General features: G+C 61.4%; 16 protein-coding genes. 15 read left to right on the forward strand and 1 reads right to left on the reverse strand.

What is annotated here, in order from left to right:
* Nucleotides 1-29 precede the first annotated feature (29 nt).
* Nucleotides 30-926, reverse strand: coding sequence for a complex I NDUFA9 subunit family protein (locus FXO11_RS00500; protein WP_148861061.1), 897 nt, complete (start codon nucleotides 924-926; stop codon nucleotides 30-32).
* 218 nt (nucleotides 927-1,144) lie between these two features.
* Here FXO11_RS00500 and FXO11_RS00505 point away from each other — a divergent pair, with 218 nt between their 5' ends.
* The 15 genes from FXO11_RS00505 (at nucleotide 1,145) to FXO11_RS00575 (ending at nucleotide 15,362) form a co-directional block, all read left to right on the forward strand.
* Entirely contained in the window at nucleotides 1,145-1,639 is a 495-nt protein-coding gene (locus FXO11_RS00505; RefSeq protein WP_148861062.1) for a hypothetical protein, read from the forward strand.
* Nucleotides 1,640-1,678: 39 nt separating this feature from the next.
* Complete coding sequence (locus FXO11_RS00510) at nucleotides 1,679-2,077, forward strand: GFA family protein (protein ID WP_148861063.1); 399 nt, start codon at nucleotides 1,679-1,681, stop codon at nucleotides 2,075-2,077.
* A gap of 139 nt (nucleotides 2,078-2,216) precedes the next feature.
* A complete protein-coding gene (locus FXO11_RS00515; protein WP_148861064.1) occupies nucleotides 2,217-2,594 on the forward strand; it encodes a SpoIIAA family protein in 378 nt (125 codons plus the stop codon).
* A 17-nt stretch (nucleotides 2,595-2,611) separates the two neighbouring features.
* A complete protein-coding gene (locus FXO11_RS00520) occupies nucleotides 2,612-3,322 on the forward strand; it encodes a DUF4336 domain-containing protein (RefSeq protein WP_227545993.1) in 711 nt (236 codons plus the stop codon).
* 246 nt (nucleotides 3,323-3,568) lie between these two features.
* Nucleotides 3,569-8,143, forward strand: a complete 4,575-nt coding sequence (gltB, locus tag FXO11_RS00525) for a glutamate synthase large subunit (RefSeq protein WP_148861065.1) — start codon at nucleotides 3,569-3,571, stop codon at nucleotides 8,141-8,143.
* Nucleotides 8,140-9,630, forward strand: coding sequence for a glutamate synthase subunit beta (locus FXO11_RS00530; protein ID WP_148861066.1), 1,491 nt, complete (start codon nucleotides 8,140-8,142; stop codon nucleotides 9,628-9,630). The genes gltB and FXO11_RS00530 overlap by 4 nt, the downstream gene beginning before the upstream one ends.
* A 178-nt stretch (nucleotides 9,631-9,808) precedes the next feature.
* The gene (locus tag FXO11_RS00535) at nucleotides 9,809-10,171 is read left to right on the forward strand and encodes a MerR family transcriptional regulator (RefSeq protein ID WP_148861067.1); all 363 of its coding nucleotides are present in this window, start codon (nucleotides 9,809-9,811) and stop codon (nucleotides 10,169-10,171) included.
* 82 nt (nucleotides 10,172-10,253) lie between these two features.
* Nucleotides 10,254-10,640 carry a carboxymuconolactone decarboxylase family protein gene (locus FXO11_RS00540; RefSeq protein WP_148861068.1) on the forward strand — a complete coding sequence of 129 codons (387 nt, stop codon included), beginning with the start codon at nucleotides 10,254-10,256 and terminating at the stop codon, nucleotides 10,638-10,640.
* Nucleotides 10,641-10,700: 60 nt separating this feature from the next.
* Nucleotides 10,701-11,072 carry a thiol-disulfide oxidoreductase DCC family protein gene (locus FXO11_RS00545; protein WP_148861069.1) on the forward strand — a complete coding sequence of 124 codons (372 nt, stop codon included), beginning with the start codon at nucleotides 10,701-10,703 and terminating at the stop codon, nucleotides 11,070-11,072.
* 58 nt (nucleotides 11,073-11,130) lie between these two features.
* Nucleotides 11,131-11,526, forward strand: coding sequence for a VOC family protein (locus tag FXO11_RS00550; protein ID WP_148861070.1), 396 nt, complete (start codon nucleotides 11,131-11,133; stop codon nucleotides 11,524-11,526).
* A 75-nt stretch (nucleotides 11,527-11,601) separates the two neighbouring features.
* Nucleotides 11,602-12,141, forward strand: coding sequence for a DUF2058 domain-containing protein (locus tag FXO11_RS00555; RefSeq protein ID WP_148861071.1), 540 nt, complete (start codon nucleotides 11,602-11,604; stop codon nucleotides 12,139-12,141).
* A gap of 66 nt (nucleotides 12,142-12,207) precedes the next feature.
* Entirely contained in the window at nucleotides 12,208-12,915 is a 708-nt protein-coding gene (gene mtgA / locus FXO11_RS00560; RefSeq protein ID WP_148861072.1) for a monofunctional biosynthetic peptidoglycan transglycosylase, read from the forward strand.
* A 52-nt stretch (nucleotides 12,916-12,967) separates the two neighbouring features.
* Nucleotides 12,968-13,384, forward strand: coding sequence for an alternative ribosome rescue aminoacyl-tRNA hydrolase ArfB (gene arfB, locus FXO11_RS00565; RefSeq protein WP_148861073.1), 417 nt, complete (start codon nucleotides 12,968-12,970; stop codon nucleotides 13,382-13,384).
* Nucleotides 13,385-13,484: 100 nt separating this feature from the next.
* Nucleotides 13,485-14,321, forward strand: a complete 837-nt coding sequence (locus FXO11_RS00570) for a YbaY family lipoprotein (protein WP_148861074.1) — start codon at nucleotides 13,485-13,487, stop codon at nucleotides 14,319-14,321.
* A 72-nt stretch (nucleotides 14,322-14,393) separates the two neighbouring features.
* Nucleotides 14,394-15,362: a hypothetical protein gene (locus tag FXO11_RS00575; RefSeq protein WP_148861075.1), complete on the forward strand. Its 969-nt coding sequence runs from the start codon at nucleotides 14,394-14,396 to the stop codon at nucleotides 15,360-15,362.

Genomic DNA, 15,362 nt, shown 5'->3' on the forward strand with positions numbered 1-15,362 from the left:
CTGCTTTCTTATGGTCTAATTTCGGTTCGCTAGTCAGCCTCGATAATCGTCTCCGTCACACTGACGGGCGCGATATTCAGCATCTTGAAGGTCCGCGCGCCAGGCCCCACCCGATTGTCCGATTCCATCAGGATCAGCTGATCCCGTGTCAGAGGCGGGTTGGGCAGCCACGACAGCACACGGGCCCCGAGGTGCCAGAGCGGGAAAGGCACCGAAATCAGCCGGTGATGGCGATGGACCTGGCCCATCACCACCTTCACCAGCTCGCGATAGCTGAACACTTGGGGGCCGCCAAGCTCATAGATCTGGCCAGGGGCTTCGGCGTCTTCAAGCACTTGCACCGCGGCTTTGGCAACGTCGTTAACATGCACCGGCTGCAACCGGGTCTCGCCCTTGCCGAAAAGAGGGACCAACGGCAGCCGGGTCAGCGCCTTGAGGGTCACTACCAAACCCTGACCACCGCCAAACAGGGCGCTAGGACGCAGAACGATAGCGTTGGGGAAGGTCTCGCGGACCTGGTTTTCGCCGCGCCCTCGGGCGCTGATATAAGGCGAACGGGATTGCGGATCGGCATTGAGGCCAGAAATCTGGACCAGCGTGCGAATGCCCGCCTCTTTGCAGCACCGGGCCAGTTGAACGGCTCCTTTCACATGCACCGCGTCGAAGGTCAATTCCGGCGGTTGTTCAACGTAGAGGCTCACGGCGTTGATCACTGCGGTGGCGCCCTCGATCGCATTTGCGATGGATGCTTCGTCCAGAATATCGGCTTCACAGCCTTCTATTTGAAACTCCGGATCGCCGGGCACGCGGGCCTGGGGCGAACGCGAAGCAATACGCACACGGTAGCCTGCCTCTTGAAGCTGGCGCACGATGTGCGTGCCCAAATAGCCTGTTCCGCCGAAAACCACTGCCAGTGACTTATCCATGCCTCTAGCCTAATGAGTTTCGACCGTTCCCTTCTACCCTAATCGGATTACAGAACGAACAGCTTTCGCAGGCCTGGGCTGCAGAGACCCGTGGAGCTGTGAACCACGCCAGCCGTCTCAATGTGGCAATGGTTACCATAGCGTGTAAGCTATAGTCGTAGTCCGGCGTTTTCCCGTTGCCCGGACAACGCCCCAGACGGTTCAAGGACGGAACCCTTATGCTCAAGCATGCCCTCATCGCGCTTATTGTTCTTCAGGGATGGATGCATCCCTTCGTCATTGCCGAGGCTGCCCCGCCGCTACCGGACAACGCACTGCTCGAGGAGCTGAAGGCCGGTAAGGGTTATATCCTCGACATCCGTTACGGTGACACGCAAGCGCCCTTCGGCGAATCGGCCGAATTAATGGACGTCACGCCAACTCAGGCTTTTCTCGACAACGCGGCGGCGATCCGGATCGGTGTGGATATCGACCAAACCGGCACCTTTAACACAGCCGGTATCGGCGTTGGCTATGCCCTGATTCCTGAAAAGGATGCACCGCCCATACTGAAATTCGCTTTCCTGAATGCCGATCCGGACAACTTCACCTCTGTGCATACACGCATACCGATCCAACCCGGCGAATGGACGGCCGTCTGCGGCACGGCTTTCAATACGCTCGATGGCGATACGCTTTATTCGTACATTGTGGTGCGACTGACGAAGCAATAGATGCCGTTAACTGAAACCCATGACATAGGATGTAGAAACATGCATCACCAGGGAAGCTGCCTCTGCGGCGGCGTGCAATACGAGATTAACGGCGAGCTGACCGATGTGCTGAACTGCCATTGCTCCATGTGCCGCAAACTCCACGCCTCGGCCTTCCGTACCCGTGCGAAGGTGAGTGCTGAGCACTGGAAGACCCTCAAAGGTGACGATCTGATCCGTTTTTACGAGTCCTCACCGGGCGAGCACAAGAGCTTCTGCTCGGTCTGCGGATCGAGCCTGTACACCCGCTTCGATGCCGCGCCGGAGGTACTCGGTTTTCCACTGGGAACCCTGGATACCGACCCCCAGGTCAAAGCCGGGCGTCACGTCTATGTGGGCAGTAAGGCGCCGTGGCACGAGATTACCGATGCTCTGCCTCAGCACGAGGCATTCGATTGAAGCGCAGTATGTCGTCTCTGTCCCCCTACCCGCACCGGGTCCATCGGGACTAGACTGCGAACTAAGCACGCGTAGAGAGTCCGTGTTCCACCGTTTTGTCTTCGACCAAGCCAAAGTCTCGACCCAGGGAGGATTATTCATGCTGAACGTGAAGCTTGATCGCGAGGAGGGCATCGCCATTCTGGAGCCCGAAGGCACGCTGACCGAAGACGATTTCGCCTCTGCCGTGGGGGTGATTGATCCCCACATCGAACGAATCGGTCCACTGCAGGGCATCATCATCCATGTGGGAACCTTTCCGGGATGGGCTTCGTTCGCCTCGATGCTGACCCATCTCAAGTTCGTGCGTGAACACCACCGGCAGGTTCGCAAGGTAGCGCTGGTGACCGATTCCGCCGTGGTCAACGCCGCCGAGACCATCGGCAGCCACATGGTGGAAGCTGAGGTGCGCACCTACCCGTTTGACCAGCTCGAGCAGGCCCGGCAATGGATTCTGGGGCCGGAAACCGACGCGTAACGGAGCGCCGTATGGGAATGGACGAGCTACCCGATTCGCCGCAAAGCCTGCATGAACTCGCGGAAAACGTCTGGATCGTCGATGGCGAGACCGTGCCGTTTCATGGTTTCCCCTACACGACGCGGATGACCTGCATACGGCTTGCCGACGGGTCGCTTTGGGTTCACAGCCCGGTGCGCCTGACCCCGCACCTGCACTCGCGGGTGAGCACGCTGGGTACGGTACGCTACCTGATCGCACCGAATCATCTGCATCACCTGTTTATCGGCGAGTGGCAGCAGGCTTTCCCCGAGGCCAGCCTCTACGGTACCGCCCAGGTGATCGGTAAGCGCAAGGACCTGACGTTCGACGCCGTGCTCGATAGCCAGCGGCATTGGCCCTGGTCGGCGGAAATCGATCAAATCATCTTCTCGGGGTCGCGGATGATGGAGGAAGCGGTCTTTTTCCATCGCCCGTCGGCGACGCTGATCGTAGCGGATCTGATCGAGAACTTCCCCGCAGGCCATTTCAACTGGTGGCAGCAGCCTATCGCCCGTCTGGCCGGGATCGTCGCGCCCCACGGCAAAACGCCATTGGATTGGCGGCTGACCTTTAATCGGCGCCACGCTCAGGACAGCCTGACCCATATCAAGGCCTGGGTGCCGAAATTCATCGTCATGGCCCACGGCGAAATCGTCGAAGAGAAAGACAACGCGTTCCTGAACGATTCTTTCGACTGGTTGGAGTAGCCCGCGGCAACGGTGTCGGGTTCTGCCGTGGGTGTTGAACGCCGGTCGACACGTGGCTGTCCAAAAATTAACGCTGCGCCAATCGGGAAATTATCGTCAATTTTGCGCACGTTAGCGGATTTTATTGAGTGTTCCTGAAAATCACTGGGGCAGGCGGCTTGACGGCCCGTGTTGGGGTCGGTCAAAGTCAAAACAGCTTGCCTATGGACGACTGCGGTTCGCGCCGCACGGGAGGTGTCTTCAGCAATGAGTGACCGATATCCCGCCAAGCAACCCCGGCGCCCACATAACGGCCTGTACGATCCCGCCGCGAGCTATGCCAATTGCGGTGTCGGCGCCCTGATGGATCTCAAGGGCCGTCGCTCCCATGCCCTCGTCGCCGACGCGCTGCGTCTTCTGGATAACCTCGACCACCGCGGTGCGCGTGGGGCCGAGGAAAAGACCGGCGACGGTGCGGGCATCCTGTTGCAAAAACCGCACGATTTCCTGTGCCGGCACGTCCCCGAACTGGAGGAGTGGCACGAGGACGACTACGGTGTCGGCCAGATCTTCTTTCCCGCTGACCCGCAAGAGCAGGCAGAGCTGGTCAAAATGGTCGAGCACACGGTTGAGTCCGAGGGGTGCCGTCTGCTGGCCTGGCGCGAGGTTCCGGTGGATGGCCGGGACCTGGGGGCGTCTGCGCAAGCGGCCCAGCCGGTGGTCAAACAGGTTTTTGTGACGGCGCCGGAGGCATCGGACCCCGCCGCTCTGGATCGTCGCCTCTATGTACTGCGCCGTTGTCTGGAGCGTGCCGCCGCCGAAGTGGCGCTGGCCGAACCCGAATCCTTTTACGTGTGCTCCCTGGATCGCCGCCGTCTTGTCTACAAGGGCATGCTCACCTGCGGCCAGTTGCCGCTGTTCTTCCCCGACCTACGGGACGAGGACATGACCAGTGCCCTGGCGCTGGTCCACTCGCGTTTCTCCACCAATACCCTGGGCGCCTGGCATCTGGCGCATCCCTATCGCTGGGTGGCGCACAATGGGGAATTCAACACGCTGCAAGGCAACATCAACTGGGTGCGCACCCGCGAGGCACTGCTCGCCAGCGAGGCTTTCGGTGACGATATCCACAAGCTCAAGCCGATCATCCCCAAGCTGGAGGGCTCCGACAGCGCCAGTTTCGATCAGGTGCTGGAGTTGCTGGTGGCGTCGGGCCGGACCCTGCCCCACGCCTTGCGCATGCTGGTGCCCGAGGCCTGGAACAAGCATGCGTCCATGCCGCCCGAGCGCCGCGCCTTCTACGAGTACAGTTCGACCCTGATGGAACCCTGGGACGGCCCGGCGCTGGTGCTGGCAACCGACGGCCAGTCGCTGGCTGCGATTCTTGACCGCAATGGCTTGCGGCCCTGCCGCTACTGTGTCACGCGGGATGACCGGTTGATCATGGCCAGCGAAACCGGCGTGCTGGATACACCCGCCGAAGAGGTCGTGCTCAAGGGCCGCCTGAAACCGGGTCAGCTTTTCCTGGCGGACAGTGCATCCGGCCGCATCGTGCCGGACGAAGAAATTTTCGACACGCTTACCGAACCCGACCACGCCCACTGGCTGGCACAGGAACAGGTGGCGCTGGCGGATCTGGTACAAGGCATTCCAGCGCCGGCGGAGCCCCCGGACACCCTCACGCTGAACACGGCCCAGCGTGCCTTCGGCTATACCCGGGAAGCGGTGGAGAAAATCCTGATGCCCATGGCCGACGAGGCCAAGGATCCGATGGGCGCGATGGGATCGGATACGCCGCCGGCGGTGCTCTCGTCGTTTGCCAAACCGCTCTACAACTATTTTCTGCAACAGTTCGCCCAGGTCTCCAACCCGCCGCTGGATTATATTCGCGAGGATCTGGTCACCTCCCTGGATAGCCACATCGGCCGCCAGCGCAACTTGCTGGAGCAGACGCCGGAACACTGCAGGCAACTGCATCTCGCCTCGCCGATCCTCGACAGCCGAGAGCTGGCGGCCATCCGGGACCTGGATGTAAACGGCATCCGCGCCACCGTCATCGACCTGACGTTTCCGCAGGAGCTGCGACTGGAAGCCGCTGTCGACCAGATGCGCGCCGCCGCCGAAGCCGCCATCCGCACGGGCTATGAAATGCTGATTCTCAGCGACCGGGCGCTCGGGCCGGAACGTCCCGCCATACCCGCATTGCTGGCCGTGAGTGGCTTGCACCACTATCTGATCCGCCAGGGATTGCGAACCGATGCCGCGCTCATTGTGGATTCCGGTGAGCCCTGCCTGGTGCATCACCTCTGCACCTTGATCGGCTACGGCGCCGATGCCGTGCACCCCTGGCTGGCGGCCCAATCGCTGGCGCGGTTTCAGGCCGATGGCGGGCTGGCCGGCGGGGTGGACGAGCCCTTCCAGCGATACCGCAAGGCGGCCGAAGGGGGCATCCTCAAAGTGATGTCGAAAATGGGGATTTCCACGCTGGACAGCTACAAAGGCGCACAGATGTTCGAAGCGGTGGGCCTGGATGTGGATTTTGTCGACGAATACTTCGCCGGTACCGCCGCCCGCATTCCCGGCGTAGGCTTGGCGCGGATCGAACAGGAGCTGCGCATGGCCCATGCCATCGCTTTTTCGCAGCCCATTCCCGGCAGTCCGATTCTGCCCAGCGGCGGCGATCTGTACTGGCGGCGGGATGGCGAGTTCCATCAGTGGAATCCGGTAACGATCGGCAATCTTCAGCACGCCCTGCGCACGGACAACCAGCTGGCTTACGACACCTTCGCCGACGCCATCAACACCCAGAACGAACAGCTCCAGACGCTGCGAGGCCTGCTGGACGTCACCTCGGCAGACCCGGTACCGCTGGAGGACGTTGAATCCTGTGCCTCACTGATGCGGCGTTTCTCCAGCGGGTCCATGTCCTTCGGCGCGCTGTCGCGGGAAGCGCATGAAACCATCGCCGCGGGCATGAACCGGGTGGGCGGCAAATCCGGCACCGGCGAGGGCGGCGAACAGGTGGATCGCTTCGGCACCGAGCGTGAGTGCTCGATGAAGCAGATCGCCAGCGGCCGCTTCGGCGTAACCCACCATTATCTGGCCCAGGCCCGGCAAATCGAGATCAAGATGGCCCAGGGCTCCAAACCTGGCGAAGGTGGTGAACTGCCCGGCGCCAAGGTAGGCGAGGAAATTGCCGAGGTACGCTTCACCGTGCCCGGCGTGGGGCTTATCTCGCCCCCGCCGCACCACGATATCTATTCCATCGAGGATTTGGCTCAACTGATTCACGACCTCAAATGCGCCAACCCGCGGGCGGAAATTCACGTCAAGCTGGTGGCCAAGGCCAACGTGGGCACCATCGCCGCGGGGGTGGCCAAGGCCCGGGCGGACGCGGTACTGATCAGCGGCGACTCTGGCGGCACCGGCGCGTCGGTGAAGACGTCCATCAAACAGGCTGGCATCCCGTGGGAATTGGGTCTGGCGGAAACCCACCAGGTGTTGATGGAAACCCGTCTGCGCTCGCGGATCCGCGTGCGGGTGGATGGCGGGCTGAAAACCGGGCGCGATGTGGCTATCGCGGCGTTGCTGGGGGCCGAGGAATTCGGTTTCGGCACCGCACCCATGGTGGCGGTGGGCTGCATCATGTTGCGCAAATGCCACTGCAACACCTGCTCGGTGGGGGTTGCAACGCAGGATGCAGAACTGCGCAAGAAATTCCCCGGCGCGCCCGAGCATGTGGTGCGCTACATGCAGTTCGTTGCCCGTGAACTGAGGGCGATTATGGCGCAATGGGGCTTCCGCAGCCTGGACGAGATGATCGGACGCGTCGATCGGCTGCAGCAACGGGCGCTGCCTCACCCACGGGGCATCCAGCCGGACCTGACCGCTCTGCTATACCAGGCCGATTCCAGCGATACGCCGCGCAAGGTGACCGAACAACACCATAACCTCGACCGCAAACTGGACCATCGCCTGCTCTGGGAAGCCGCGCCCGCCCTGGACGATCGCAAGCCGGTGCGGCTGGTTTGCGAGCTAACCAACCGCAATCGCACCTTCGGCACGTTGCTCAGCGCTGAAGTGGCCCATCGGTACGGGGCCGACGGTCTGCCCGAGGATACGATTGTGTGCCAGTTGACCGGCACCGCAGGCCAGAGCTTCGGCGCTTTTCTCGCGCCCGGGATCAGCCTGCACCTGGTTGGCGATGCCAACGATTATCCGGGCAAGGGCCTCTCCGGCGGTATTATCAGCATCGCCACCCCGGCACAGGCCGGTTTTGACGCGGCGACCAATACGCTGCTCGGCAATGTGGCCCTCTACGGTGCGACAGCGGGTCAGGCTTACTTCAATGGCCGCGCGGGGGAGCGCTTTGCGGTCCGCAATTCCGGTGCCTTGACCGTGGTGGAAGGCATCGGCGATCACGGTTGCGAATACATGACCGGTGGAACCGTCGTGGTGCTCGGGCCGGTGGGACGCAATTTCGGCGCCGGCATGAGTGGCGGCGAAGCTTACCTGCTCTGTGAGAACGGCGACGCGCAGACCTTGGAGCAACACATCAATCCCGCCATGGTGCATACCGAAGCGGTCGAGGACGAACGCGACCGCGCCCTGCTCAAGCGTCTGCTGGAAAACCACGTAGCCTACACCGGTAGCGCCCAGGCGCGGCGCTTACTGGACGACTGGGACGCCGCTGCCGACCGGTTTATCAAGGTGATCCCCGGCGACTATCAGGCGGTCGTGGAGCGCTATCGCAGCGAAGGCCGCGATGTGCGGACGCCGATACCGACCGCAGCCCGTGCGATTCAGCGTGCTGATGCCTCGATTCGAGGAGATAGACCATGAGTGAAAATCACCCCAACGGCTTTCGCGAGATCGCCCGCCGTCCCATCGGCTATCGCGATCCGTCGCAGCGGATCCAGGACTATCGCGAGATCTATGCACCGGACTGGTCGGTCGAGCACCTGCGCGAACAGGGCCAGCGCTGCATGGACTGCGGAATTCCGACCTGCATGACCGGCTGCCCCATTGGCAACCTGATCCCGGAGTGGAACGATCTGGTCTACCGCAATCAGTGGCGCGAGGCGCTGGACCGGCTGCACGCCACCAACAACTTCCCCGAATTCACCGGCTACACCTGCCCTGCGCCTTGCCAGCCGGCTTGCACCCTGGCTTACAACGATGACCCGGTGACCATCAAGGACATCGAACGGGCCATTGTGGATAAAGGCTGGGCCGAGGGCTGGATACAGCCTCAGCCGCCGTATCAGCGCACCGGCTTCAGGGTGGCGGTTGTCGGCAGTGGGCCGGCCGGGCTATCGGTAGCGCAGCAACTTAACCGGGTGGGACATCACGTGGAGGTGTTCGAGCGTGACGACATGATCGGCGGACTGATGACGTATGGCATCCCCGACTTCAAGTTCGCCAAGCACCAGGTGGCACGGCGGGTGGATCAGATGCAGCGTGAAGGCGTGATCTTTCACACCGGCGCCCGTATCGGGCCGGATCGCCCCCTGGCGGACTTACGTTCGGCGTTCGATGCCGTATGTCTAGCTATTGGCGCCCAGAGCCATCGAGATGTCCAGATGCCGGGGCGGGCGTTGGACGGCATTCACTTCGGCATGGACTACCTGACGGCGGCCAACCGCCAGCAGGCGGGCAAGGCTGTGGATCAGCCGATTGATGCCCGGGACCGTCATGTCGTGGTGCTGGGCGGCGGCGATACCGGCGCGGATTGCGTGGCCACGGCGCATCGCCAGGGTGCGCGGGATGTGGTGCAAATCAGTATCCGCCCGGCGGCGCCCCATGAACGCCCCGAAGATAACCCCTGGCCCAGGCAGCCCCAGGTTTACGAGAAGACCTATGCCCAGCAGGAAGGCGGCAGTGAGCAGTTCGCTATCAACACCCTGGCTTTCGAAGACTTGGACGGCGACGGCCGTGTCCACGACATCCTGGCTGAGCGTGTGGAATGGACCTATGACGAGCGTGGCCGCCGCAAGGACAAAACCGTGCTGGAAGGCGATCTCCACATTCCCGCCGACCTGGTGCTGATCGCCATTGGCTTTACCGGGCCGCAGGCCGAAGCATTCCAGGATGAAGGCTTATTCCTGACCGATCGCGGCAGCTTCGGCACCGATGAGCGCCTGATGACGACTCTACCGGGCGTCTTTGCTTGCGGCGACGCCCACATGGGGCCTTCCATCGTGGTCTGGGCGATTGGTGAGGGGCGTGATGCGGCACGCGCCATCGATACCTACCTGACCGGCCATTCCAACCTGCCAGCCAGTTTGCGTACGCCGAATCCACCCCAGTGGGAGGAGGCGGGTTTGTGAAACGTTGGCGGGCGGTCGGATTTAAACGCCTCGGCGCTCGGGGTCAACGTCACCCCTCCCGGTAGGTTAAAGCCAGCCTTCCTGCGAAACCGCGTCTTGATTCAAGCTTTCAGGGCGAGCCAGAATCGCCCATAGACTTAATCAGAGGTTTCTTAAAGCCCACAGACGAGATCGGCGAATGAATATAGGCGATTTTTCGGCGCAGACCGGTCTATCCGCGTACACCCTGCGCTACTACGAGAAGATCGGTTTGCTGACGGATATTCCGCGTAACGCCAGTGGCCATCGGGATTACTCGTCCAGGGATCGCGAATGGGTCGGTTTCATTACCCGCCTCAAGGAAACCGGAATGCCGTTGAGCCAGATTTTGCACTACGCAAAATTGCGCGAACAGGGTGAGAGCACATTTGCGCCCCGCCAGGCTTTGTTGGAGGCGCATCACAAGGCTTTGAGCCAACGGATACAGGAGGAGTTGGATCACCTCGAGGCGCTCAAGACGAAATTAGAACACTACCGGCAGCTCTCCAGACCCTTGACTTAGAGTGCGCTCGAAGCGTCAGGCTAAAGCCACACTTTTTCGTGAAGAGACGCGTTCCATGAGGAAAGAGCATGAGGAGAGCACCATGGAGAATCTGAGATACCAACGAGGCCTGACAAAACTCGAAGAGATTGATGGAGAAGCCGGCAAGGCCGTAATCGCCAGCCTACAATCAATCTGTCCCGACCTGGCCCGCTATGTTATCGAATATCCTTTTGGTGATATCTATCAACGGGAAGGTTTAGATCTGCGTTCACGTGAGCTAGTGACCGTGGCTGCTCTGACCGCACTGGGACATTGCCAGCCACAACTCAAGGTTCATATTCACGGCGCTTTGAATGTCGGCTGCGACGCGCAGGAAATCATCGAAACGGTTTTGCAAATGTCGGTTTATGCCGGTTTCCCGGCTGCTTTGAACGGTATGTCGGTGGTTCGGGAGGTGTTTGAGGAGCGGGATGTTCAGGCCGTTTGAATCATTGGGTCGCCGCTCCCATACTGTTGATAGAAGCCATTTCTAATCCGAAGGTGCCGGATGAGCCAAACCGATTCGCCACTCACGGTGTTCTATGACGGGGCCTGCCCGCGCTGCCGGGCGGATCGGCGACGCTATGAGCGTTTGGCGGGTTCATCCAGCCACCGGGTGCAGTGGCTCGACATTACCGGGCGTGAAGGCCAGCTGCGGCGGCTAGGGATCGATCCCGAGGACGCGCTGCGCGAGCTTCACGTCAGGGACGCTCAGGGCGATATACATCGGGAGCTGGATGCATACCGGCTGTTGATGGCCAGAGTGCCCCTGCTGCGCCCCTTGGCCTGGCTGATCCAATTGCCGGGTCTTCGGTCTTTGCTGTCACGGCTTTATCGTACCCTAGTGCTCCGTCGACTGCGCCGGAGCGGGCGGTTGTAGGCGTTCGCAGAGCGACGCCTCGCTTCACTCAATCCCTTGAGAGTAAGGAGTGAACGCCATGAAATCCCAACCCCTCATTGCTGTGTCCGACGTTCAGGCCGCCAGCGCCTGGTACCGGGAACTGCTCGGCTGTAAGAGCGGACACGGCAGCGATACCTATGAACAGCTCACCGATGCCGCGGGTGATCTGGTCCTCCAGATCAACCACTGGGACGCGCACGAGCATGACTATCTTGGCGATCAGCGCCGCAAGCCATACGGCAATGGCGTGCTGATGTGGTTCGAGGTCGACGATTTCGACGAGATTGTCACACGGATCGAAGGTATGACGGTGCCGGTTCTGGATGGTCCCTTTGTGAACAAGAATGCCGGGCACCGGGAAGTCTGGCTGCGGGACCCCGAAGGCTATGTGGTGGTATTGGCCAGCCCGCAGGGCGATGTGACGGGACACTAGCGATTCGCCGGTTGCCATCGCCGTTCGCCTTTGTCGATAATGCCCCGGTCACCCATGTATCGAGGCAGATTGCTCATGGCTAAATCCCTGCAGGAACAGCTGCTCCAGGCAGGCCTGGCGGATGAGAAAAAAGTGCGCCAGGTCCGTCAGGAGAAGCGCAAGGCCCGCAAACAGAACAAACCGGTGGATACCGACGCCGAGGCCCGCCGCCAGCAAGCGGAACAGGCCAAAGCTGAGAAGGTGGCCCGTGATCGTAAGATCAACCGCCAGCGCCAGGAGCAGCAGGCACGCCAGGCCAAGCAGGCCCAAATTCGTCAGCTGATCGATCAGCACGCCGTGAATCGCAGTAAGGGCGAGACCGCGTACCAGTTTGTTGTTGGCAGGAAGGTCCACAAGATCTATGTCGGCGCCGAACAGGCAGACCAGCTGGCGCGGGGGCGTCTGGCCATCGTAGCCTTGGGCGAGGAATTTCACATCATCCCCGCCGATGCCGCGGGTAAAATTCGCGAGCGCGACAGCGAGATCCCCATCATCCAGCACGATCCTAAGGCCGACCAGCCCGCCGAGGACGATCCCTACAAGGACTATCAGATTCCCGATGACCTGATGTGGTAGCGGGCGACGTTCAACGTTTCGTGCCCTAATCAGAGGCTCCCTAAGTTCTTTTCGCGAGGTTTATGCGTGGCAGGCAAATCAGGCTGGAAGCGGGTGGGTCGCTGGCTGCTTTTTATCGTTTTGGGCCTGTTGGCGCTGGTGGTGGGGCTGATTGTCCTGCTGCGTTTCGTCAATCCGCCGACCACTGCCTTTATGCTAGCGGATCAAATCCAGCACCCCGAACGCCGGCAAGTGCAGAACTGGGTTAGTCTGGAGAGGATTTCTCCCTGGATGCCGCTAGCGGTGATCGCCAGTGAAGACCAGCGTTTCCTCCAGCATTGGGGGCTGGATATCGATGCGATCGCCTCCGCCGTGCAACAATATCGCGAGGGCGAGGGTCTGCGCGGCGCCAGTACCATTTCCCAGCAGACAGCCAAGAACCTGTTCCTCTGGAACGGCCGGCAGATGGTGCGCAAGGGGCTGGAGGCCGGGCTGACGCTGGGGCTGGAAGCGCTCTGGAGCAAGCGCCGTATCATGGAGGTTTACCTTAATATTGCTGAATTTGGCGACGGGGTTTACGGCGTGGAAGCGGCCAGTCGACGCTTCTTCGGCATCGGCGCCAGTCAGCTTAATGCGTCGCAGGCGGCACGGCTGGCGGCGGTCCTGCCCAATCCCAAGGTCTATAATGCCGTTCAGCCATCGAGTTATGTCTGGCAGCGGGTGGACTGGATCACCCGGCAGATGCGCCAGCTCGGCGGCCCGGCCATGGTTCGGGAAATGACCCAGGCGCCCTGAGCTGCCGTAAAACTCGGACTGCCTGCCTATCCAACGAATTACGGAGCCGATCGTGTTGCAGATTTCGCGTACCCTATCGATCCCCGAAGAGGAGATCGAACTGTCCGCCATTCGCGCCCAGGGCGCCGGTGGCCAGAACGTTAATAAAACGTCAACGGCGATTCACTTGCGCTTTGATATTACCGCTTCATCGTTGCCCGAAATCTACAAGGAGCGGTTGGGCGAGCTCAGTGACCAGCGCATCAACAAAGAGGGTGTTCTGGTGATTAAGGCTCAGCAGTTCCGCACCCAGGAAAAGAACCGTGAGGACGCTCTGGAACGGCTTCGCAGCTTGATCCAGAGCGTTGCGGAGACACGCAAAAAGCGCCGGGCAACCCGGCCGTCGCGCTCGTCTCGACGCAAGCGTATGGACCGTAAATCCCAGCGCGGCAAAACCAAGCAGCTCCGGGGTAAAGTGAGCATGGGATAAACTCGGGGCGGCGTGCTGGCCAGTGGCGCCTTCCGGTGTCACGATCACAGCATAGAACGTCATGATTGTGGCATAACACAGAGCAGGAAGAGGACTCAGGATGAAGCCGACGGAAAAGCGATTGTCAAAGCTGCGGTCAGGTCCGACTGCATGGGTCTCAGCGCTGTTGGCAGCTCTGCTGCTATCGGGCTGCGCCAGCGACGCCCATATCTGGGGCGGGGTGCCCAACGCGCAGCAGATTGAGGGAACGGTCAGCTACCGTGAGCGCATGGCAGTGCCGCCGGAGGCCATGGTGACGGTGATCCTTGAAGACGTCTCACTGGCGGATGCGCCGTCGGATGTGATCGCCCGGACGAGCTTCCGCGCCGAAAACGGCCCGCCCTGGTCGTTCGAGCTCGACTACGACCCCAGGGAGATCATGGACAGCCGCCGCTACAACCTGCGGGCCAAGATCACCAATGACGACCGCTTGATGTTCATCAGCACCGAAGCCAACCCGGTAACACCCGGTGAAGCCGACACGCCCGTAGCTATCGTGGTGAATCGAGCTGGAGGCCGAATCGCCCCAGTGGACCAGACCGGCGCTGCGCCGGTGGAGCTGGTCAACACTTTCTGGGAACTCAAAGGCCTGTACGGTGACCCGATCAGAGACGGCGCGGACCAGCGCAAGCTCAATATCGTCTTGATGGAAGAGAATGATCGGGTGGCTGGTTTCTCCGGCTGCAATCAATTTTCCGGCGGCTATGAGCGCGAGGGCAACCAACTGGCCATTAGTCAGCTGACAGTCACGCAAATGGCCTGTTTTCAAGGCATGGAGCGGGAAGAGAACTTCCACCAGGCGCTGCAGGACACCGTGCGCTACACCCTCAAGGGCCCGGTGCTGCAACTCTACGATGCCGATGAGGAGGTCGTTCTGGAGTTCGTCGCCGGCCAATAGCCCTGACAACGCAACTGACCCGGACCCTGTAACCGTGTCGGACACTGCAGCCGTGGAGCGTCAGCCGTCACCATGACCGAACGCATACTCAATATCACCAATGGCGATTGTGCGGTCGCTGCCCTGGCGGCCGCAGCTATGCCCGGCGATCCGTTGCCCTGGCGGGATATCCTGCATGAAGGGCCGGTGCCCGGGGGTTTGGACCTCGCAGCATTGTCCGAAGTCCGCGCGCGGTTTATCGCTGAGCGCGGCTGGGCGTCCTTGGGCCCCCTGCAGGCTGAATTTGCGGCGCGGGACGCTCGCTTGGCCGGCTTTCGTGATTATGACCGGGTCCGGTTTTGGTTCGAGCATGATCTTTACGATCAATTGCAATTGCTGCAACTACTGGACTGGTTCGCCGGCGAAGACCTGGGTGGCACCCGGCTAACCCTGCTTTGTACCGACGAGTATCTCGGTCCGTCGTCGGCGGACGCCATTCGGCAGCGGCTTTCCGCGGAAACGGCGGTGGCCGGGGCCCAACTCGAACTGGCCCGGCGGGCATGGGCCGCGTTCAGGCAGCCCACGCCGGAAGCCTGGGTCGCGCTACTGCGTAGCGATCTCACGCAGTTACCGTTTCTCGAGGGCGCCATACGCCGCACGCTGGAAGAATACCCCCACCCCCGCACCGGCCTTTCACGCACTGCCTTCCAGGCGCTTTGCCTGGTGGCCCAGGGAGAAGATCGATTCAACGACCTGTTCAAAGAGTACCAGACCACCGAGGAACGGAGCTTCATGGGCGATCTTGGTTTCTACGGGCTGCTGCATACCCTGGCCGAAGGCGAGTGGGCTCTGCTGACGATTGACCGGCGGACGCCGGCTCACCTGATCGATCCCGAACAGCGTTACGGCGTGACAGACCAGGGCCGCGAAGTGCTGGCCGGCCGGGCGTCGGCAGGCGAGCAGTTAGCTCGCGATCGCTGGATTGGCGGGGTCCATCTGAGGCCGGATCGTTACTGGACCTGGGATGCAGCAACGGACACATTATCCGGTATGAATGCGTAA

Origin of the sequence: Marinobacter fonticola (assembly GCF_008122265.1) — a bacterium.
GTDB lineage: Bacteria > Pseudomonadota > Gammaproteobacteria > Pseudomonadales > Oleiphilaceae > Marinobacter_A > Marinobacter_A fonticola.